Source organism: Mucilaginibacter endophyticus, from assembly GCF_003351025.1.
Classification (GTDB): Bacteria; Bacteroidota; Bacteroidia; order Sphingobacteriales; family Sphingobacteriaceae; genus Mucilaginibacter; species Mucilaginibacter endophyticus.
Genome location: NZ_QPCG01000004.1, coordinates 107,146 through 128,840 on the forward strand (window position 1 = coordinate 107,146; position 21,695 = coordinate 128,840).

The 21,695-nt window shown below is 43.2% G+C and carries 12 protein-coding genes; 3 read left to right on the forward strand and 9 right to left on the reverse strand.

Features of this window, described 5'->3' with window-relative positions; all coding sequences use genetic code 11:
* The 6 genes from DUL71_RS17320 to DUL71_RS17350 form a co-directional block, all read right to left on the reverse strand.
* Positions 1-1,254 (reverse strand): hypothetical protein, encoded by a 1,254-nt coding sequence (locus DUL71_RS17320; protein ID WP_114939302.1) that lies wholly within the window; start codon positions 1,252-1,254, stop codon positions 1-3.
* Between the two features lie 657 nt (positions 1,255-1,911).
* Positions 1,912-3,831 (reverse strand): SusD/RagB family nutrient-binding outer membrane lipoprotein, encoded by a 1,920-nt coding sequence (locus DUL71_RS17330; RefSeq protein WP_114939304.1) that lies wholly within the window; start codon positions 3,829-3,831, stop codon positions 1,912-1,914.
* 30 nt (positions 3,832-3,861) lie between these two features.
* Positions 3,862-6,975, reverse strand: coding sequence for a SusC/RagA family TonB-linked outer membrane protein (locus tag DUL71_RS17335; protein ID WP_114939305.1), 3,114 nt, complete (start codon positions 6,973-6,975; stop codon positions 3,862-3,864).
* Positions 6,976-7,032: 57 nt separating this feature from the next.
* The gene (locus DUL71_RS17340) at positions 7,033-8,208 is read right to left on the reverse strand and encodes an ROK family transcriptional regulator (RefSeq protein ID WP_244228787.1); all 1,176 of its coding nucleotides are present in this window, start codon (positions 8,206-8,208) and stop codon (positions 7,033-7,035) included.
* Positions 8,209-8,597: 389 nt separating this feature from the next.
* Positions 8,598-9,641, reverse strand: a complete 1,044-nt coding sequence (locus DUL71_RS17345) for an NAD(P)-dependent alcohol dehydrogenase (RefSeq protein WP_112575709.1) — start codon at positions 9,639-9,641, stop codon at positions 8,598-8,600.
* A gap of 93 nt (positions 9,642-9,734) precedes the next feature.
* A complete protein-coding gene (locus DUL71_RS17350) occupies positions 9,735-10,613 on the reverse strand; it encodes a helix-turn-helix domain-containing protein (protein ID WP_114939307.1) in 879 nt (292 codons plus the stop codon).
* Positions 10,614-10,797: 184 nt separating this feature from the next.
* On the opposite strand from DUL71_RS17350, the gene DUL71_RS17355 reads away from it, so the two are divergent.
* Positions 10,798-11,727: a DUF6268 family outer membrane beta-barrel protein gene (locus tag DUL71_RS17355; protein ID WP_114939308.1), complete on the forward strand. Its 930-nt coding sequence runs from the start codon at positions 10,798-10,800 to the stop codon at positions 11,725-11,727.
* Positions 11,728-11,740: 13 nt separating this feature from the next.
* Positions 11,741-11,974, forward strand: a complete 234-nt coding sequence (locus DUL71_RS17360; protein WP_114939309.1) for a hypothetical protein — start codon at positions 11,741-11,743, stop codon at positions 11,972-11,974.
* A 178-nt stretch (positions 11,975-12,152) separates the two neighbouring features.
* Here DUL71_RS17360 and DUL71_RS17365 read toward each other — a convergent pair whose 3' ends face one another.
* The 3 genes from DUL71_RS17365 to DUL71_RS17375 form a co-directional block, all read right to left on the reverse strand.
* Complete coding sequence (locus DUL71_RS17365) at positions 12,153-16,397, reverse strand: hybrid sensor histidine kinase/response regulator (protein WP_114939310.1); 4,245 nt, start codon at positions 16,395-16,397, stop codon at positions 12,153-12,155.
* A 256-nt stretch (positions 16,398-16,653) separates the two neighbouring features.
* A complete protein-coding gene (locus DUL71_RS17370; protein WP_114939311.1) occupies positions 16,654-18,162 on the reverse strand; it encodes a carboxylesterase/lipase family protein in 1,509 nt (502 codons plus the stop codon).
* Positions 18,163-18,255: 93 nt separating this feature from the next.
* The gene (locus tag DUL71_RS17375) at positions 18,256-20,001 is read right to left on the reverse strand and encodes a PQQ-dependent sugar dehydrogenase (protein WP_114939751.1); all 1,746 of its coding nucleotides are present in this window, start codon (positions 19,999-20,001) and stop codon (positions 18,256-18,258) included.
* Between the two features lie 222 nt (positions 20,002-20,223).
* Here DUL71_RS17375 and DUL71_RS17380 point away from each other — a divergent pair, with 222 nt between their 5' ends.
* Positions 20,224-21,540 carry an amino acid permease gene (locus DUL71_RS17380; RefSeq protein ID WP_114939312.1) on the forward strand — a complete coding sequence of 439 codons (1,317 nt, stop codon included), beginning with the start codon at positions 20,224-20,226 and terminating at the stop codon, positions 21,538-21,540.
* The last annotated feature ends 155 nt before the right edge of the window (positions 21,541-21,695 follow it).

The following is a 21,695-nucleotide window of genomic DNA, read 5'->3' on the forward strand; positions in this document are numbered from 1 at the left end:
TCAACCGAATGAATTGACTACAGGTTTTTGATTCATAGCCGCCGCCTTGCCTACCGGAGCCTCATCTTCCGGGCGTTTGCCACTCACGCGCAGGTTGATGAATTTATTGAGCAGATCGAACCAAAAAGGTGAACCCAACGAGATTGCCAGAGCCGTAATAAAGAAGCCCAACAGAGATGGCCACACTGCATTCCAGAAGAAAAACCAATAAAAGCAAAGACTTTGATAGTCTCCATTGTTATATTTTGCTTTCCATGCTTTCTGTTGTGTTTTGATCTCATTATCCCATCCTATTCCCAGGGTCACATTCGGTTGGGCAATAGCATCCTTATATATCCGGGTGATTTTATCCAGATCCTGATGTAATTTACAGGTATCGACGGATTGTACGGCAGTACCTGCTTTGGGTTGCACCTTCTGCATTTGTTGCTGTACATAGGCCGAAGCGCCTTTAACCATTGCATCCCGGGTTGGCTTATCATTGGAGAGCGTGCGTACGATTGCAATAGTGTCTACGTTGAAACTGATTGCAACCACCATCCCTATTACAAAAAGCACCTTGTAGGCCTGACGCTTATACCAACCTGAAACTCGGTCCATAGTTTCATTATACCAAGCTTCCAGCAAAGCCCGGAAGCGCTGCAGATCGCCGTTAGCCTGCTGTATATAAAGAAGTAAGATAGCCTTCGTATCTTTATGAAGCGCCTGTGCCCCTTTATCCGGAAAACTGTCTATACGCGTCCGGATATCAGCCAGCAATAAAGGCTTGTCGCCGGCTGGATGGAATATATCCAACAGGATATCGGAAAAAGATGAAGCACTGAGATAAGCCGGCTTTTTATTAAACATAGAGTCCTCGGCAGCCCGCTTATAGATCGGATGGTTGACAAAGCGTGCGGCAAAAAGGTCGGCTTTCTCGTTCAATTTCCAGCGGCGGAACTGATACCCCTCCTGAGGAATATTCTTCATAAAACCACTGATATGCCCGGGTTTTGGCATTTTCTCTTTCCGGGTAAAATTGAAAACCAGGTTAATCCAATTACTGATCCATAACAAGATATTGAACAGCTTATTCCACCAGTAATAACTGTAATGTTTTCCGTCCAGCATTCGTTCCAGTGCAAGTTCCAGCATCCGGGGACGGTAAGAAAAAATGGTAGCTACTAATTCTTTGATTGTGGTCGCAAGCAGGCTGTACAACAAAAAGATAAAGATCAGCCCAATAGCGACATCCAAAACGGGGTTGTCGAACATGGTGAAAAGTGTTAAAATTCAGGCACTCGAAATACAACTAAAAGTTTTACTCAGAACATCTAAATATAAGTTTGGATTTTTATATAAAAAAATATTTTTACAATAAGATACTAGCTAAGAGCCAATTGCATTAAAAAATAATATTCAGAATAATTGATATTTATACTTCAAAAGGATAAGAAGCCAAAACGGCATTTATAGTAGAACTTACTGAAGAATATGGAGGCTATCCGGATATATGCCTCGAAGACAGGGCTTTTAAACAATAAAAGCCGACCATGACCTGGTAATGGAGGAGGAAAGAAGGCTATTTTAAGTTACTTTAACGAGAGTACGGGATAAGCTATTTTTAATTACAGAAAAAGGCAATGAGTCCAGCTTTTTAAAGGAGATTCCGGAGAGTTTTACCATGAAAACCTTTGTGCATGGCAAATCGGTTAAAAACGAGAACATTGCCTGCCCGAATTGTTATAATCAGTTAGAAAGGCCTTTTTTCTTTTTGCCCATATTGTGTCAGCAAACAATAGCATCAAAGATCTTCTTATTCTATTTTGCTATGCTTATTATTTATAAACTTTACCCAAAACAAAAAGGGAATGAGCAATAAACTCATTCCCTTTCATAATTAGAACAGATTATTTAATCCGCTCCTGAATTTTAGTGCTGAGCCCACCACAGCGGGGTCAACACAAGATCGGCACCACCAAGGGCAGATACAGCCTGGTTATAACCAGTGATGTTACTGTTGCTCAGGCTTGATGGATATTTCATACGCTGCGGGAAGAACTTAACGCTGCTGGTCATGTAATTTCCGCTGGTTAAAGCAGGAAGGTCCGGCATGATATCCTCAACCGCAGGATTTTCAAAGAATGGTAAACCAAGCCTTCTGTGATCGTTCCAGGTCTCCAAAGGCAACCACGGTAATTGTGCCAGATATTTTTGAGTAATGATCTTAGTCAATTGATCATTCCTTACAGTACCTGACTTGTAAAGATCATTTTTAGGGTAGCTTATCGCTACAGTTCCTGCCGCGCCGGTAAGGCCATCCTCATAGTTCATGGTGTGCGATGCAGCCGGCTCTGTGGTGTGTTCCCATTTAACCGAAGTACCAACCCTGTTATAATCGGTTGATGCAAGGTAAGTGGTTAAATTGGCTGTAGTACCAAAGTATTCAAAGCTTTTTGCTATACCGGTTTCATAAGCCGTTTTGGCATCAACAGGTACTGTCCAGCCACGTACTGCAGCTTCTGCTAAAAGGAAATAAGTTTCCCACGGGCCAAAGAATACACGTTTATTATTACCGTTCCTGTACACTAGGTTCAATAGCGGTTTAAAACCATTAGTGGTTATTGCTTCGTTCATTGAAGCTTTTGCTCCCCAGTTACCATCAGCCTTGGCATTCCATGTATTGGTTGAATTAAGCGTTTTAACAACTTTACCAGAGGCATCTTTCAAATCCCTTTGTGTAGCGGTAAAGGTGCCGCCAATAGCAGGGTAATTAGGATCGGTCAGATTACCCGGAATGCTGAATATTTTGTAAGCACGAGGGTCGATTGTATTTGGCAGACCGTTAAACCAGTATCCGGCAGCCGGATCGTTGGTTTTGGTTGCAAACTGATCGGTAAACCTTTGTCCCATCCAATCGGCCGGTTTAATGGCCGAATCAAATGACGCATCCAGTTGATCGGCAGATTTAACACTACCTAACCCAAATACCAGGTTATTATAAGTTGCAGAGATCGGCAAGCCCATCCATGATGATTCTTTCCTGAACACACTACTTAATGGGTTATAGCTGTTAGGAGCTTCTTTTACACTGAATGTTTGGGTTGCATCAGTAATAAAATCATTGGTAGCAGCGGCAGCTTCAAATTCAGACTTAGCTTTAGCCGCGTCAACTTCTGATAAACGCATGGCCAAACGCATACGCATAGCGTTGGCATATTTACGCCATTTGGTGTAGTCATATCCAAAAGCAGGATCTTCATTGGCCAAAGTTGACGGATTTGTTACTGATACATCCAGCTTGGCGCTTGCATCTTTTAACTCATCAAGCAGGAAATAATAAACGGTTTTAACATCTTTAAAATCCGGATTTTTTCCCTGGAAACCATCGGTAGGCATCGGGCCAAAACTATCAGAGAACTCGCTCATCAGGTACGCCCGCCAGATTCTTGCAACCTGGATAAGGTTCTTTGTATACACTTTTGATGTGCCTTTGGTTATCTGATCGTTGCCAATTTCGATAGCGCTGTTGGCATTGTTTAACCACTGTGACGCTTGCCTGTAATATTCAGATGTCCAACCATCATCGTATGATCCGCGTGAAAATGTTTCACCATCCTCATCCTGCAAACCATGTCCGCCAACTATCCAGTACAAGATAAATACACGCTCAGATAATCCTGGGTCCTGCTGTGCGCCGATAATAGAATTGTTGATAAAATATTCAGTTTGTACCTGGTCTCCATTAGCCTGGAGCGGGTTGTTATTCAGATCATCAAACTTTTTGCACGATGACGCGGCAAGCAATGCTGCTGCAACCATCAGGCTTGATTTTTTTAATATCGTTTTCATATGTTGTTATGAATTATTCTTATCTGTTAATTAGAAGCCTACAGTTAGGTTAAATAAAAGGGTACGTGTAGTAGGGAAGCTACCGCTTTCAAAACCGGTTGCGTTGGTGCCTGTAGCGTACGATGACTCAGGGTCCATACCATTCATGTGGCTTGAGATCAACCAAACATTGTTGGCAGAAACACCCACTTTAGCCCTTTGCATACCAATGCTCCTAACAAATTTTTGCGGAAGGTTATAATTTAGCTGTACGTTCCTCAAACGGATATTTGAAGCATCATAAAGGTTGGCTTCCGTTACACCTATATTACCATGACCGGCAACTACTGTCCAATAGTTTTGTGCAGAGGTTTTAACCGTGTTCGGCTGGTATTGGTTAGTAGTTGTGTTTAACACAACACCATTAACAAGCATATCTTCTCTTGATCCGCCAACAACTGTTTTGTTTGATGTACCATATTGCTCCATGTTAGCAATTGTTCCTGAAAAAATCTGACCACCAAAACGGGCATCAACCAGGAATGAAAGATCAAAGTTTTTGTAAGAGAACGTGTTTGTAACGCCTAATAAGCTTGAAGCCTGCTGATTGCCCAACTTGGTTCTTTCAGGGTCAACCTGCGGCAAACCGTTAGCATCTAATAATAGCTGACCATTATATGGGCTGCTCGCGTCTTTTACCCTCAGGAAACGTGAACCATAGATCTCACCATAAAGCTGACCTGTTTCGGCAACAACCGAAAGATCATCAAAACCGCCAAGAGAATATTGGCTAACGCCCGGATAGAGATATTTTACAGTATTCCTGTTGATAGAGAAATTAACACTGGTGTTCCAGTTAAAGCCCTGGCCCTGGATAATTTTTCCGTCAACCATCAACTCTAAACCTTTGTTCTGAATATCACCGGCATTGATTTTACGGGCTGTGTAACCGCTTAAACCATCCATCGGCAAGTTAATTAACTGCCTTGTAGCGTTTGATTTGTATACAGCAAAGTCAAAACCTAAACGGCTGTTAAAAAAGCGCATTTCTAAACCTGCTTCGTACGATTTAATCAGCTCACTTTTTACGTTTGGATCATAAAGCACGTCGTTACGGCTTGCAGTAGTATTTCCGTTTGGATCTTTACCGATGGTATAGGTGTTATATAACTGGTAAGGATCCATGTCGTTACCTACCGAAGCAAATGAACCCCTGATTTTGCCGTAAGTTAACCATGAAGGTAAAGTATTACCATTTTTGGTCATAAACTCGGTAAACAGGAATGAGGTACTAACAGATGGATAGAAATAAGAACGGTTATTAGCATTTAAAGCTGATGACCAATCATTTCTAAAAGTTCCGTCAAGGAATAAGTACCCGTCATAATTTAATCCCAACGATCCGTAGACTGAATAGATATCATGTTTTGAAATAGTCTGGCTAACAGATGGGCTTGTAGTACCATTGTTGATTGAAAACAAGTTGGGAACCTGAAGTGGGTTTGCGCTCGCACTCAGTGATGACGACTGACGGTTCATTAAGTTACCGCCAAATGTTGCTGTACCACCTAATTTACCAAAGATGTTGTCTTTTTTAGCGGTTAACAAGCCACTATAGTTGGTTTCAGTAAAGTTAGCTTTACCCAAACCGTAAGCACCGGTTGATGTTGGCGTGGCACCGGCATAAGTTTTGTTTTCGGTATTAGTAGTATAAGTATCAGCACCACCTTTTAACTCGGCATTCAACCAGGTGTTAAATTGATATTTGATAGACGCGTTAAGCAAAAACCTGTTCCTGATATCTTCGTTCAGGTTATATTTTGATGCCCAGTAAGGGTTCAGCTCATTATTTTGACGCCACCACAGCATGTTACCACTGTTATCAGTACGGCCTTTAAAATCCCTGATATCAATTGAGGTAGGCAATAACGAAAGTGCGTAAAAATTGTTGCTAACATTTGAACCTCCCTGCGGACGGTTAAGTGCTGTAGCATTAATGTACTGAACTTTGGTATCAACTGTCCATTTGTCGCCTTCGCCAAACTTACTTACAGTACGGCCCATTAAGTTGTTCCTGATTAGCTTAGCGCCGGGGATAACGCTTTTATCATCAAGTCTGTTATACGAAGTATAAACAGAGGTTGATTTATACTGCTGTTGAAATGAGATACTTTGGTTTGCGTTTAAACCTTTGCCAAAATAGTTTTTAATGTTGTCATAAGTATGTAACGGAGCGGTTGTACCATCCCATTTTTTTACGTCCTGCCCGGTTGCCTTAGGGCCCCAGCTGCTGGATGAAGTAGCGTCATAAACATTGTTGGATCCCTGACCAAAATCCTGCTGTAAACCCGGACGCGCGAAAATGCTTTCCGAACCTATTGACGATGAAATAGTAATACCCAGACCTTTTTGTGTTTTACCGGTTTTGGTAGTGATCAAGATAGCACCATTACCCGCTCTTGAACCATACAAGGCCGCAGCAGAAGGGCCTTTCAATACGCTTAGGCTCTCGATATCTTCCGGATTGATGTCCGATAAACCGTTACCCATATCCAACGAAGGGTTGTAGTAGTCGTTGTTAGCTGCACCGGTAAAGTTATCAAGCGGAATTCCGTCAACTACGATCAAAGGTTGGTTTGAACCAGTCAACGAGTTGTTACCGCGCAAAGTAATTTTTGAAGATCCGCCTGGTCCGTTACCTGAACGGGTAATTTGCAAACCGGCAACTTTACCTGATAACGCGTTTACGATGTTAGGCTCTTTTGATGCCGTTAAAGTTTCACCTTTAACTTCCTGAATAGCGTAACCCAAAGATTTCTTTTCGCGTTTGATACCGAGGGCCGTTACTACAACTTCGGTAAGGGCGTTTTCTTTTTCGTCAAGCGTAACATTAATGGCAGCTTGCGTTCCTACAGTTACCTCGGCTGATTTAAAGCCGATGAATGAAAAGGTAAGTACCGCGCCCTGCTTAACCCTAATACTGTACTTACCATCGGCATTGGTAGTTGTTCCGTTAGCGGTGCCTTTTTCGGCAACACTTACACCGGGTAAAACCTGGCCGGATTTTTCAGTTACTGTCCCGGTAACTGTTTTTTGTGCGTACGCTGTCATGGTGATCACACTAAACAACAAGAAAGCGAAACACCTTAAGTAGATTTGTCTCATTTGTTTTGTTTTAAGTATAGAAATTGTGTTGGTTTTATTTTGATTTTACTGTAAATCCTAATTAAAATCGCAGTTCTCTATTACAAGTGTAGCCGCTCCTAAAAGCTCTGCGTTTGTAGCTACGGTTGATACCTGGATATCTGTTTGTTCAGCCAGCCAGGGAATACAAAACTCATTGATCGCCTGCTGAATAGGGGCCATCAGTATCTTTCCGGCCACTGCCCCTCTCCCGCTTAACACGATAAGCATCGGGTTCATGATGTGGATCAATGTTGATATCCCTTTACCAACCAAAAACGCCGCGTCTGAAAGAACCGAAACAGCCAGCGGGTCGCCCGATTTTGCCGCGTTCAGGAACACGTCTGCAGGCAGCTCCCTGGTTGTTTTATAAACCTGCTCCATGCTTGAACTTGCACCCGCGTCCATTTCGGCCTTGGCCCGCTCAATCATGAACACCAGCGAAGTATCCACCTCCAAACATCCTCTTTTTCCGCACGAGCACATTTTGTTGCTTTGCGATAAAGGGATGTGGCTAAACTCACCCGCATAACCGCTATGCCCCCTGAACAAGCCGCCGTTAACAATCATCCCTAAACCAATGCCCCAGCCAATGTTAACAACAAGGACATCTTTTAAATCCTTCCCCGCACCAAATTTCAATTCCGCCAGAGCAATTAAGCTGGAGTCGTTATCAATAAAAACCGGCAAACCCAGCTCTTTACTCAGATGGTCTTTTAAAGTTACATTGCCCCCAAGCTTAAAAAAGGTGTGATTTACACCTTTTATCGCGCTTACAAAGCCAGGCATACCAATTCCAATTCCCAGTATTTGATTCAGCGGAATCCCCGAACCGGATATATAGTACTTTAAAAACTCAATGAACGTTTCCGTCAGAGCCGGATTGTCATGCAGCACAAGCTCCTTTTTCTGAAGCCCCACCTTAACATTGTTCATCAGATCATAAATAACCACCTGGGTTACCATCTGATCTACCGCCACCGCAACTATATAGCGCTGTTTGTCAGCATTTAACTGGAATGATGAAGCCCTTCTTCCTCCGGTGGAAGCTGCCAGGCCATTATCCTGTATATAACCATCTTCAATAAGCCCGTTAACCGTACTGGTTACTAAGGGTAAACTTTTGTGTGACCTGCGACTTAATTCGGCCAACGTAAGCCTGTTGTCGTAATAAAAAAACTTGATCAGTTCGTTGCGCAGTACTTGCTGCTTCATTTGAACGCTCATAATTGATTGGCTAAACTTAAATATATTTTTGATAAAAACTTAAAACTTTATAATTTTTTTAAAAAGATTTAAAGAGTTAAATTTTAAATACCGAAGATTAAACACCTTTTTAAAGATGCTTAAAAACATACAACACTTAAAATCAATACATTAAATACAATTGAGGTAAAAATTGATTCAACCCTGAAGCAAGACAAGAAATAAGGGCAAAACAACTACAAGTAGCCAGAATTTAATTGGGAACGGTAATTTATGGTGGGTTTTGAAAACAGGAAAAGCCCTGCGAAATCCTGCAAGGCCTCTTTTCATACAGTAAATAACATAAAAAAAGCGATGACATCATGCCATCGCCTTTTGTTAAGTCTTACGCTATCGAATTAGATAGTTGCCATATCAATCACGAAACGGTAACGCACATCGCCTTTCAGCATGCGGTCATAAGCAGCGTGGATATCTTTCATATCAATTAGTTCGATATCCGAAACAATGTTATGCTCTGCACAGAAGTCAAGCATTTCCTGAGTTTCGGGCAAGCCACCAATCATAGAACCGGCAAGGCTTTTACGGCCGCCAATAATGCTGAAAGCAGCAATTTCGGCTGGCTTAGTAGGTACGCCAACACATACGTGTGTACCATTGGTCTTTAGTAAGCCAAGATATACGTTCAGATCATGTTCGGCAGAAACAGTATCCAGGATAAAATCAAAAGTACCGGCAACAGCTTTCAATTGTTCAGCATCTGAAGTTACTACGAAGTGGTGAGCGCCTAATTTTTTAGCGTCTTCTTCTTTTTTGGCAGAAGTACTTAATACTGTTACCTCTGCACCGAAGGCTACGCCAAACTTAACACCCATGTGGCCTAAACCACCCAAACCTACAACAGCTATTTTATGGCCTTTGCCAATATTCCAGTGACGTAGTGGCGAGTAAGTTGTAATACCGGCGCATAGCAATGGCGCAACTGAAGCCAGATCAAGCTTGTCAGAAATACGGAGAACAAAATCTTCATGAACTACGATAGTGTTTGAATAACCACCATAAGTTGGTGTTTTATGGTCTTGCTCATAACCATTGTAAGTTTGAGAGTGACCGTTGGTGCAATATTGCTCCAGGCCGTCTTTACAGTTATCACAAACACGGCATGAGTCAACAAGACAACCGGTACCGGCCAGATCACCTACTTTGAATTTCTTTACATGATCGCCTACTTTGACTACACGGCCCACAATTTCGTGTCCGGGAACCATCGGAAATATTGAACCACCCCATTCGTCTTTAATCTGGTGCAGGTCGGAGTGGCAAACGCCACAAAATAAAATATCAAATTGAACATCATGAGGGCCAACTTCGCGGCGATCAAAAGTCCATGGTGCAAGGTCTGTGTCTTTAGTCTGTGCAGCGTATGCTTTTGTTTGTATCATATTAAAATGTTTTGTGATACAAAGATGCGGACTATAATAAGCGGGCGTTATTTTATAAAGTTCAAGTTATTTGACTATTCTGTCCAAATCGCTTTACTGCATTTGCACGGTTGGCCGGTGCGCTGAAGGAGAACAACCGTGATGAGCTTTATAAAGCCTTGAAAAATGAGCAAGATTTTCAAATCCAAGCGAATAGCAAACATCGGTTACTGCCATATCCGCAGTAAGCATTTCTTTGGCTTTGGCTAAACGTTTTTCGCGAATCCACTGCGCCGGGGTAACCTGGTAAATGGCAAAAAAGTCGCGTTTGAAACTTGATAAGCTTCGCCCGGAAAGATAGGCCAGTTCGGTAATAGAAACGGGCGAGGCATAATTATCCATCACCACACTACGGATATCGCCGTGCACCTGCTGTTTTAACTGCAATAATTGTTGAAGCATGTTTTTATCTACATGTACCAAATCATAAAGCAACTCCAGCATTTTAAGCCGCATCAGCGAAGCATCGATACTTTCGGGCTCTTCAAAGTATGGGACTACCGATTCAAAAAATTTGCGCAGGCGCTCCTTTACAGGCTTTACAGCAACTTTTGCGGGTTCAACAGTTTCCACCGATTCAATTTTGGCCATTTTAACAAAATCGCGCAAAAATTCGTCCTTCAGGAAAAACATCAGGCTGTTGTAGGTAGCTCCCTTTTCGGGGTTGCCCACCTTATCATAATTGATTTGAATGGCTTTTTTTAACAGCACCATCTCATTTTTTGATACCACATATTCCATGTTGCCATGTGTTATGGTGTTTGTGCCCTCCAGAACAACAAGCAACATATGATCTTCCAGGAACATGGAGCCACAGCTACGATGCGTAACCGTACATGATTCTACTATGGATAAGCCATTTAGCTTAATATCCCTGTGGTGATACGGGGCGCAAACCAATTCGTCGGGTACTTTAACTGCTTTTTCTATCATCTCAATTAATAGGCAAAATTACAGGATAATTAGCAAATAAGCTTTTCTATTTCGTTCAAAAAATTTGACTATACGGTTCAAGATTACGTTATCATAAAAAATATCATTGATCACAATAGGGGTAGAATGCTTTAGCCGTGTTTAAGGGGCAAATTCACATAATAGTCTTAACAACACAATTGCTATGAAAGCAACATCTTCATTTTATCTAATCATCCTTTTAGTATCCTTAAAGTTTACCGCCACCGCCCAGCAAAACAAGGCCACCGATACTACATTTAAACCCAAAATCGGCTCATTCGATGTCGGTTACTCTTACTCGCCATTTACTGTTAATCATAAAAAAATGAATATACAGCAGTCTACCGCGTCTGTAAGTGTACCGCTGATCAATAACTTTAAAGACGGCAAACTTGATTTCCTCCTTGCCGGTGTCAGTTACAGCGGACTTACCTTGTCAGGCATGGAGCAATCATTTAGTGAAAAAGAGTTCTACGCTATTTCAGTACCTATCACTTTTCAAAAGTCGTTTTCTCAAAAGTATGCCTTATTAGTATCGGCAATACCTACCCTATCGTCTGATCTGAAAGATGTTTCAGGCGAGGACATGTCATATTCAGCTTTCGCCATGCTTAAGATCCGTACATCAAAAAACTTTTCTTACTCGGTTGGCGCAGGCTATTCCCGTCAGTTTTTTGGTAGCATATTGATCCCTGTTATCGGTATCGACTGGCAGATCAGCGAAAAACTAAGCCTAAGCGGTACACTACCCGTTTCCGAAAAATTGAAATACCAGTTAAGCGATAAAAGCATTATCGGCTTCAGCAGCGATTTTGGTATAGGCGGAGGTTCATATCGCTTATCGAAAAAAACGGGCTCTAACTATCTTCAAGTTCAGCAATATAAAAACACACTTTTTTACAACTATCAGTTAGCTAAAAACTTTTCGGTACAGATAAGCGGTGGTTACAATTTTGTACAGAAGCTTGACCTGTATAACAAAGATCAAAAAGTTAACTGGGCACCATTTAATGACCTGAACAAACGTGTTCCGCTAACAGAGTTGAAGAAAACAGGCCTAACCGTAGAGTCGGGGATCAGCTACCGGTTTTAAATCAAACAAAGCCATGGAAACAATCACGAACTCAACCGTCGAGGTTTTTAAAACAAATGTGCAGAACCCGGCGGCGGCAGCTATGTTAGTAGCCTTGCTTCAAAAACGTATTATCAATAGTCATGTAAATTTTGATCTGGATGATTGCGATAAAGTTCTGAGGATAGAGGGCACCGATGTTTCGCACCAATTGGTTATTGAGTTACTTAAAAAGCATGGTTATTTATGCGAGCTGCTTAACGATTAAAATTGCATTGACTCACCCCGACGTCGCTACGCTCGTCACCCCTCTCTGCTTCGCAAAGAGGGGTTTTAATTTATAATTTTTTCTCTACCATCTTTATCCGAAGGATAGAGATGGTGGTCCAGCATAGCGCAGACCGGGTGAGTCAACTCTGTTACATAAGATGAACAGCTTTCGCAACTTACCCAACTACCTGTACCTTTTGCAATATCGTTACCAGGTCTTCCAGGCGCATTGGTTTTGAAAGATAATCGTCCATACCGGCCTGCATGCAAATTTCACGATCTTCCTGCATGGCGTTGGCTGTCATGGCCACGATATATGGCTGATTTCCGCCTCGCACACGAATTTGGGCTGTGGTTTCCAGGCCGTCCAATTCAGGCATCTGGATATCCATCAAAATAATATCATAATATTTTTCGTCGAGTTTCTCCAGTACAAATACACCATTGGAAGCTATATCAGGCTGATACCCTAATTTGCCCAATACGCGCTCTATCAGTTTCTGGTTTATCGGGTTATCCTCGGCCACCAGGATCCGGAGCGGATAATCCTTAGCGAAATCGGCGGACAATACGCTCTTAGCTGCAACTTCGGTTGTTACCGTGTTATCCTGGTTAAACGCTTTCTGAATACTCATGCACAGGTGGTGCTGCTTAACCGGTTTAACCAATATGGATGAAAACAGCCCCGGAAACTTGCTTTTGGTTTCATCGCCGATGGAACTCAGCATCACGACAGGCAGCTGCGGATATTTGACTTTCACCTGGTTGGCAAGGCCAACGCCGTCCATTTCAGGCATTTCCATATCGGTTATCAACAGCTTAAAACTGTTATCCTTATCCAATACAGCTAAGGCTTCAGGCCCTGATGATGCCGTTACCGGTTCCAGTTTCCAATGCTCGAGTTGGGTTTTAAGAATGAACAGATTTGTATTGTTATCATCAACTATCAGGATGCGTGAACCGGCTAACGCGGCCAGATCGCAAACTAATGGCGTCCGTACAGGGTTTTTACTCTTAACCGTCTTGATAGAAAAGCTAAACACCGATCCTTCACCATAGATACTCGCGGCCGAAATATCGCCGCCCATTAAATTCACCAATCTTTGGCAAATAGCCAGCCCAAGGCCGGTACCGCCATATTTACGGGTAGTTGATGAATCAACCTGAGAGAATGCTTTAAACAGGCGCGAGATCTTTTCTTCGGGAATACCAATGCCTGTATCTTTAACACTAAACCCAATCTCTGCCTCCTGGCCAATTTGCTCTATCAAAAATACTTTGATAAAGATCTCGCCTTTTGATGTGAACTTGATGGCGTTATTGATAAGGTTGATAAGCACCTGCTTAATCCGGAGACTATCACCTACAATATACAGCGGTACATCAGCATCAATTTGATAAATAAGGTCTATTTTTTGCTGGGCGGCCCTTTGCGCAAAAATATCCATCACCTCTTCAACAGTATGGCGCAGATCAAAATCTTCATGCTCCACCTCCATCTTACCCGATTCGATCTTTGAAAAATCAAGGATATCGTTGATCACGCTCAGCAAGCCTTCGCCGCAACTAATAATGGTATCGGTATACTCCCGCTGCTCATAATCAAGTTTGGTTTCGGCAAGCAACGAGGCCATACCTATAACCCCATTCATTGGCGTACGGATCTCGTGACTCATGGTAGCCAGGAAAATGCTCTTGGCCTGGTTAGCCTTTTCAGCTTCTTCACGAGCTTGCTGCTCCTGCTCCTTTTGCTCAACTAACTGGCCATTAAGTTCATGTAAATGTTCAGACTGTACCTGCAACTCTTCCGACTGGGTTTTTAACTCTTCAGACTGCGCCTGTAGTTCCTCATAAGCATCCTGCAGTTCATTTGATTTTACCTCGAGTTCGCTTGCTTTTTGAACTACCTCGCGCGTACGCTCCTGCACCAGTTTTTCGAGATGGGCTTTCTGCTTTTGAATAGTATTGATACGATAGGCGTAAAAGCTATATGCGGCTAATATGATTAATAACACCACCAATAGCCTGAACCACCACCTAACCCAAAACGGTGGGGTAATCACAATCATTACTGATGCTCCGGTATTGTTCCAAACGCCGTCGTTATTAGATGCTTTTACGTGGAAAGTATATGTTCCCGGATCAAGGTTGGTATAAGTAGCCCTTCGTTCCATTCCTGCTTTTACCCATTCTTTATCCAGGCCATCCAATTTATATTGATACAGGTTGTTCCGGCTTACAATATAGTTAAGCGCTACAAAATTGAAGGCTATCGATGACTGATCATAGTTAAGCGTTATTTTATGGGTAAAGCCGATATCTGCTTTCAGTAAAGAATCTTTGCCGCCCGGCAATACCAATTTATTAAACATCTGAAAATCGGTCAGATAAACCGGTGGGATAAACGCGTTGGCTTTTATTTTTTCAGGATAAAACCTGTTGAAGCCCTTTACGCCGCCAAAGTACATTTCGCCATCGCGGGTTTTAAGATAGGCATTGGCTTCAAACTCGGTACCCTGCAGGCCGTCATAAGTATTAAATTGCTTATTGTCGCCGGTTTCAGGATTTAGGCGATTGATCCCTGTTGATGTAGAAATCCAGAGGTTATGTTTTTCATCTTCGGTGATCCCTTTAATAAAATCGATGCTTAAATTGCCCTTAGTGGTAAACAGATTGAATTTATTCTGCGCCTTGTCAAACAGGTATAAACCGGCCATACCTATCCAAACCCGGCCTTTACTGTCAGTAAAAATTACCCGCGAATCCGTTTTCTTTTTTTCGTGATCAAAATAATGCGAAAAACGGCGGGTGTTCAGGTTGTAACAATTGAGGCCACCGTCATCCGTACCAAACCACACATTACCATCCTTATCCTCCCCTGCCGAAACAACGTTGTTCCCCTCAAATGAGGTTTTACCATCCGGATCTTTAAGTACACGGGTAAATTTGTGTGTTTTAGTATCCAGTAAATTAAGACCGCCAAAATAAGTGGCTACCCAAAAATTGCCGCGGCTATCCAACAGCATCCGCTGCATAAAATCCGAACTTACGGCGCTACGGTCGGTGGCGTTAGCTTTAAAACGGGTAAACTTACCGGTTGCCGGGTCCATGAGGTTGATTCCGCCGCCCCAGGTACCTACCCAGATCTTGCCCTGCGCATCTTCGGCTATATCCTGTATAGCATTGCTTGAAATACTTGCCGCGTTATATGGATTAAACTTATACTGACGAAACAGCTCTGTTTTACGATTAAACAGGTTCAGCCCACCGCCATCGGTACCAACCCAGATGTTGCCGCGGCTGTCTTCAAAAAAGGCCTTAACATCATTATAGCTTAAGGTACTTTCATTAATGCCCTGCCTGTACAGTTTAAACTTATCAGTTTCGGCAGTATAAAGGTTAACGCCTCCGCGATGTGTGCCTATCCAAAGGTCGTGCTGCACATCCTCATAAATTGCCGAAACGGTAGTATTTGAAAGGCTACCCGTATTTTCGGGCCGTGGGAAATATTTTACAAACTTGTTGGTTTTGGCATCATACCAGTTCATGCCCTGATTAATGGTTCCTATCCAGATTTCGCCATCCCTGTCGCAAAGTACTTGTAGCACCATGTTTCCCGACAGGCTGCCGTTATCCATATCATCATGAACAAACAATTTGAAATGTTTGCCTTGTGCATCAAACGTGGCTACGCCTTGTCCGTTAGTGCCTATCCAGATATTGTTAGCCTTATCGGCGGTGATGGAAGTAATATCACAGCCGGCAACCGGAGTGTTATTTGCAAAAGGTTTAAATACCGATTTGGCAGCATCATATACACAAAGGCCATGGCGCGTACCAACCCATAAGTTGCCCTTAGCGTCTTTATAAAGCGTATTAACAGTATCGCAGCTAAGCCCGGCATTGCTTACGCGAACAGCTTTACCATTGCGTGTATCAAGCAAACAGATCCCCTTGCCCTGTGTGGCAACCCATAAATGGCTATCATCTTTAGCAGCTATAGCAGTAACTGTGATATTTTTAAACCCACTTGCCGAAAACTTATTGGTAACAGGATCAAAGCGGTTTAAATTATAATTGGTACCTATCCAAAGCTTGTGATCAGCATCTTCATAAATACAATTAACGAAGCCATCGCTTATGCTCGCCTTGTCGGCAGGATTATTCTGGTAGATGATCACTTTTGACCCATCGTAGCGGTTTAAGCCATCGCGGGTACCAAACCACATAAAGCCGCGGCTGTCCTGAAAAATGCAATTGATGGTACTGTTTGAAAGCCCCTGTTCATTACTAATATGCCTGAAGCGGGAATCGGAGATTTGTGCAGATAAATGAAGCGAGGCCCCTAAAATAAACAGCAAAAAAAAGGTCAGGGTATATTTTATACGGCCATAATATGCCGCGAATTTTGGATCAGCCATTTAACGTAGGGGTGTCATTAAGTAACAGCAATAATACTTAAATATCTCATGATATTTATGAAACTCTTTAAGAATCTTGCATATACGTTATTAATATGTTAAGCAGATTTTAATTAGGCTATATTTTTCTCAACAGTTTGTGTTTGTATACGGTAATATGCACAACGGGGTTTTGAAAGACAATCTTGCTTCACTGATTGTTTTTTAAATTATAGTCCGCTTGATCGGCAAGCAGTGATAAAAAGAAAGATAATAACTACTTCAAAACAAAGCATGAAGAAGGGCTGGCTTTGTCATTGAAAACATTGCTGAGCTGCGTCGGGCCAGATACGCCATCAAAAACCATGATATTGTTTTCGCCGGCTACAAAATGCGGCCATGGTGCACCGTTTACATCGCCGGGAGCTTTGCCTTTGATAAAGTTTACCCAGTTTTGGTGTATCTGCTGAGCTAATTTTAATTCTGCCGGGTTAAAGCTATTCTTTCCGGGCAGAAACCACACATAACCTAATTCATCGGCATGAGTAGCACCGGTACCGTCGCGCTTATAATCAAAGCGGTACATCCAGGTATGATTACCTGCCCTTGATAGCGCGTTAGCCAACCGGTAACTATGCATCTGGTACATGTATTGGGTAAGCACTTTTATGGCAGCGCTATCGGCACCTTGCTTTTTTGCTTCAGTCTCATAGTTTGATAAAATGGAGCGATAGTTATCGCCAAACCAACCATACAGCACCGTGCTATCAGGATGGTTAAGACGTTTATCAAATCCCATAAACATTTTACTCTCAAACTTATTGGTACCTATCAGGAAGCGTACCTTATCGTTCCTGTTTTTGCGGATATACTGATACGGATCCTCTGAAATAACCGAGCCATCTATCACCGGGCCAAAATAATTTGTACCCTGTGCCCCATTGCTAATTTCTGCCTGTGCTGCAATAAGTTTTTCTGCTGAGATCTTAAGCAGTTCGGCAGGTTTGGTAACACCCAGCTGGGTCATTAGCCGCTGCCTGATGCCTTTAGCAGTGACCGAATCCCGGATACATTGCACCGCGCCGCTTTCTAAAATTTGCTGGTTAAAATAGCCCTTTGATTGTGGCGTGGCCAGCAAAGCGCTGGTAAGCTTGGCGCCTGCCGATTCGCCCATTACAGTAACTTTAGCGTCATCGCCACCTAAAGCGGCAATATTTTGCCTGATCCATTTAAGGGCCATGATCAAATCAAGCAAGCCGTTGTTACCCGATGATTGATAAGCTTTGTTTACATCCCCCAAATACATAAAACCAAAAACACCGAGGCGGTAATTAATGGTTACAGTTACAACGCTGTCGTCATCGGCAAAGGCGTGACCATTCATACCCATACCCGAACCGCCTGTAAGCGCACCGCCATGCACCCAAACCAATACCGGAAGTTTGGCTTCTTTTGATGTTGTAGGTGTATATACATTTAAAGAAAGGCAATCTTCACTTCCTTTCAATCCACCCGGACCACCGCCTTGCGATGCCGGGTTGCCAAATTTTTCGCACGAAAGCGTGTCTTTCCATGAGGTCATGGATTGCGGTGGCATAAAACGCAGAGCCCCAACCGGGGGCTTGGCATACGGAATACCTTTAAATACCAAAGTCGGCCCTTCCTCTATACCCCTGATCCATCCGCCCGATACTTTGGTCACAACTGTTTGCGCGCTACTGTCAAACGGCAAAGCAGTGCCCAGCAAAAAAACAAAAGCAGCTACAAAATGGAGAAAACGTTTCATGGCTTAAAAGTTAAAGCAAATAATGGTTGCGAGGCCCTAAAATAGCTTTAATAGCAATAAGTGTACAGGTATTTGGCCTATGTATTGATTTATTTACTTCTCGTCCCTTACCTTTTTAACTTCGGCGGCTGTAACCAAACTGCTGTTGTTGCCAAAATTATTGCGGATGTAAGTTAGCACAGCCGCAATATCAGCATCGCTTAAAAAGTTGTGCTTAGGCATAGCGCTGTTATAAGGATGATTTTTCACTTTGATAGGCCCATCCAAACCATTCAGCACCACCCTTATAGCCAGGTCTTTTTCCATGAACTTACCGCCGGTAACCCATTCCGACCCGCTGAGCGGCGGGATCATGTTGCCATCGCCTTTGCCATTTTTTTGGTGGCAATTGGCGCAATAGGTGGTATATATTTTAGCACCGCCTTTCAGCATCCCTGTTTGCAAATCGCTTTTTAAAACATCGGGAAGCCTGAAGCCGGGCAGCTTTTTACGTAACTCCATTTTGGCAAGCTCGGCTTTACCAAATGAAGCCTTATTGCCTGCGTACGAGATCTTCCAGACCTTACCTTCTTCCGTTTCGCTGATATACAGTGAACCATCAGGCCCCATGGCCAAACCCATTGGGCGATACACAGCATCGCTTACGCTTACTACCGTTTTTTTGCCGGTAAAGCCATCTGCAAATATCTCCCACTGACCAAAAGGCTTTCCATTTTTAAAAGGCACAAAGCATACAAAAAAACCAGCCTGCGGGTAAGGCGACCTGTTTGTTGAGCCATGGAAAGCGACAAAAGCCCCATTTTTATATCTCGCCGGAAACTGATTGCCAGTATAAAACAACAAATCGTTGGGGGCCCAGTGCGCCGGGAAAGCCATAATGGGCTGGGTATATTTTGCGCCATTGCCAGCCTTTATCCCATCACCACCATATTCGGGGTTCAGGAGTTTTTTCTTTTTGATAGGGTCATAATAATAGTATGGCCAGCCTACATCAGTGCCTTTTTTTACTTTGATGAACTCTTCGGCAGGCAGTACCGCGCTTTGCCAGGCACTGAATATTTTAGCAAACTGTAAGCGAAGATCATCGCGACCGTGGGCCACCACATACAAACAACTATCGGCGTTATTCCAATCCATAGCGACTACGCTGCGCAAACCTGTGGCATACCGAATGCCATCAGCCTGTGTTTGATTGGGTTTAGCTTCATCAAACTGCCAGATGCCGCCGTACTGTTTCAATAACGGGCAGCCTTTAATACCTTTTGAACCAGGAACCCGGTTTTGCACCTGGCAGGCGTTCGACGGCGCACCGTAGGCTACGTACATATGCCCGGCGTTATCAAAAGTGAGCGGTTTGGCATCATGTTCATGCGGGGCTGTGGCGTCATGCAATATCAGTTCGAGCGGAGCATCTGGTACCAGTGTTCGCGGATTTAGTTTTACGCGATAGACATTAACCTCCGAACTGAAATACAAATAACCTTTATGCACCCGCATCCCGGTACCATACGGGCCTTTATCTTCATAATTGGCAAATTTTTTAATGATATCAGCATGGCCATCCCCATTAGTATCCCGCAGGGCAACGTTGCCACCAACAGAATCAGGAAAACGGAGCTTTACGTAAACATCGCCATTAGTATTAACGGCGATATGGCGGGCGCGACCTTCTAAACTATCAACTACGGTTACAGCTTTAAACTTACCGGGCAGGAACAAACCGGCATTAGCGGTATCCTTGGCAGGCAGAACACTTTTTTTGCCGACGTTTTTAAAACTGATCACTAAAAGCGCGCAGAGCACCAGCATCACGCCGGCCACTGTTTTTTTGTTTTTCATTTTTGATGCGAACAGGTTAATGCAAAAACGGAGCCATCGCTTAAAAAGCAACATCCTGCTATAAAAGCAATTTTTAAGATAAATGTTTAGGTAAGATTTTATTTTTTATGCTGAATAAGGTTCAAGAGCAGGCAACATCGGTTTAATCCAACATTCCCGCCTCGAAATCTTTTTTGATATTCGCACCGGTAAAAATCTTATCTTTTCACAAAACAGATATTCATGCCCGAAGCGCTTTCCGAAAAAAACAAATTAGGCCTGTGGACCAGCACCTCGCTGGTGATTGGTAACATGATAGGTGCAGGTATTTTCCTGATGCCGGCTGCTATGGCGTCATTTGGGAGTATTGGCTTGCTGGGTTGGGTATTTTCGGCAATAGGGTCATTCTTCCTGGCGAAAGTCTTCAGTAACCTGAGCAAATTACTACCGCATGCTACCGGCGGTCCATACGCCTATACCCGTGATGGCCTGGGCGACTTTATAGGTTTTTTAGTTGCCTGGGGATATTACCTTGCGGTAGCCTGTGCCAACGCTGCTATCACCATATCCTTTGTTAGCGCTTTAAGTACCTTTTTTCCTGTATTGGGCAGCAGCAGTTTTATCGCGGTAGCAACTGGCTTGTGTTCTATATGGCTATTGGCCTATATTAATACTTTAGGCGTAGTTACAGGAGGAAAACTTCAGCTTATTACTACTATTCTGAAGGTTTTGCCTTTACTATTAGTGGCTATTGGTGGCTTATTTTTTATTAAAGCTGCAAACTTCAGCCCTTTTAATGCCAGTGGTAGCGGCATCGTAAGCGCGTTACAGGCTACAGCTACGATGACCATGTTCGCGTTCATTGGCATTGAAAGCGCCACCGTGCCGTCAGGAAGTGTAGCCAATCCCGAAAAAACGGTAGCCAGGGCAACCATGCTGGGGCTCCTCATTACTACCTTTATTTATATCCTGGGCAGCGTAAGTGTTATTGGCATTATCCCGGCGGCACAGTTGCAAAAATCACTTACGCCCTATGCCGATACCGCAGTGATCATTTACGGCAGCAGCGCCCGCTATTGGGTAAGCGCCGGTATAGCCATAGCCGCTTTTGGCTCACTTAACGGCTGGACATTATTGCAGGGACAAGTGCCCTATGCCATTTCAAAAGACAAGCTCTTCCCTCCCATTTTCAGCCGGACTAATAAAAAGGGCGTACCTTATATGGGTATCATTATCAGCAGTATTATGGTATCGCTGTTCATGACCATGAATTACACCAAGGGACTGGTGGCACAGTTTAAATTTCTGCTGCTGCTTTCATTACTAAGTGTGTTGATCCCTTACTTGTTGTCGGCAGCGGCTTACCTTGTTATCAGGGTAAGAAAAACCCCGCAGGCAGGCGGTTGGGCTGGCGCTATCATGCTGGCTATATTGGCATTCGGATATTCACTCTGGGCTATAGCCGGTGCCGGACAGGAAGCTGTTTATTATGGCTTTTTATTATTACTGGCAGGGATCCCGTTTTATGTTTGGGCCGCGTTTAGGAAGAAGGTGGAGTAGAATTCCGTATAAAAAAAATGTCATTTCGACGAACCTGTAGGGGGAAGTGCGTGGGAGTAAGGAGAAATCTTATACGACATGCTAAGCCGCCCTGTATGATTTGCTTTGCATGTCGTATAAGATTTCTCACCCTTGCCAAACCATTTCCCATCCCA